Raw genomic sequence first — 1529 nt, forward strand, 5'->3', positions numbered from 1 at the left:
GGCAGCCGAGGCGGCGGCGCCATTAAATTGGTCGTCAATAATAGCCTGGAGGTTTACGGAAAGATTCTGGCGAATGGCGCCTACAGCAGCAGTGTGGGTGGTGGCAGCGGCGGATCCATCTGGATTGAGGCGGGTGAAATTGTTGGCAATGAGAGTACGCAGATTACGTCGACAGGGGGTAGCGGCTACCACGCCGGGAGTGGTGGCGGTGGCCGAATAGCACTTTATTACGACGCATTATCTGGATTTGATCCCAGGCAGCAGGTATTGGCCCAAGGCGGAGCACCTTTGTCTGGAGTGAACGGGCATGGCGGCGCAGGTACAGTCTTTCTGTATGACCGCTCACTGGCCAGTGGTAATAGCGTGTTGCAGATTGTTAACCGCTCCAGTTCTGCGGGTTATGGGACGACATACGTTGCCGGCCAGATAGAGTCGGATATCTACGTTGACCAGGGACGCTTGATCATTGGTGATGGTTCGCATCTGGGTGGATCGATTATAGGGACCGGCAGCGCCAATGCTTACGTACTGGCGGAGGGTATGTTTACCGTTGCCAACGATGATCTATTGGTGAGTGGATTTACATTTGAAATTGGAGAAAGCCTCGCTGTTAACACTATTAGCATTCAAGACAATGGAGTGATTTCTTCTAGAACGGCATCTGAAAGCTTCCAAAAAGGGATCACCTTGAGTGCGAATTCCATTCATATTGAAAATGGATCCTCTATAGATGTGACAGGAAAGGGGTGGCTTCCCAGTGAGCATGTGAGTTTCCGCTCAGGTGGCAGTTATGGCGGCCTTGGTGGCACGTTGAGTAATGAATCAACTAATGAAATTTATGGGAGTGACATAGCCCCGATTGATTTCGGCACAGGTGGCCGCTATACAAGTGATTCTTCTCCAGGTTTACGTGGAGGCGGCGCTTTCAAACTTACTGCCCTAAAGCTGGAGCTTTTTGGAAGTCTAGTAGCAGATGGCAACGGGGATGTCAGCAGTAACGGAGGTGGTAGTGGTGGCTCCATTTGGCTTGATGTAGGCGAATTTATCGCGAACGAAGGCTCAAGTATTCATGCGAATGGCGGCGTTGGTCGGTATGCGGGAGCCGGCGGGGGCGGCCGTGTAGCGATCTATTACGAATCTATGGAGGGCCTAAATATAGAAAATGTTACTGCCAATGGCGGTATTCATTATTCAGGCGCTCCAGGGGAAGCCGGTAGTGTCTATATTGTTGAGAAGGCGACACCTCCCCGAGTGAGATTAGTGAGTGCTGAAGGCTACCGTGATGAGGAAATCTCACAAACAACAGTACAGTTCAATATCGGAATTGATCCAATTTCCGTCGATGCAAATGACTTTGAACTGGTAGATATTTTGGGGCGTTTGATCGCTATTGAGAAAGTTGCTGCAATAGATAACTTTCGCTATCAAGTCGATTTTTCAGAACCCCTTACTGAGGGAACCTATACGTTCTCAGTAGGCCCGGATATCTTCGGCACCAACGGCCTCGGTATGGATCAGGATCAGGATGG

At 50.4% G+C, this 1529-nt stretch carries 1 protein-coding gene; it reads left to right on the forward strand.

Features of this window, described 5'->3' with window-relative positions:
• A partial coding sequence (locus ACNKU7_RS18760; RefSeq protein WP_418298517.1) for a hypothetical protein occupies nt 1-1529 on the forward strand: 1529 nt, incomplete at both ends.

The sequence above is a fragment of the Microbulbifer weihaiensis genome (assembly GCF_048323715.1).
Taxonomy (GTDB): domain Bacteria; phylum Pseudomonadota; class Gammaproteobacteria; order Pseudomonadales; family Cellvibrionaceae; genus Microbulbifer.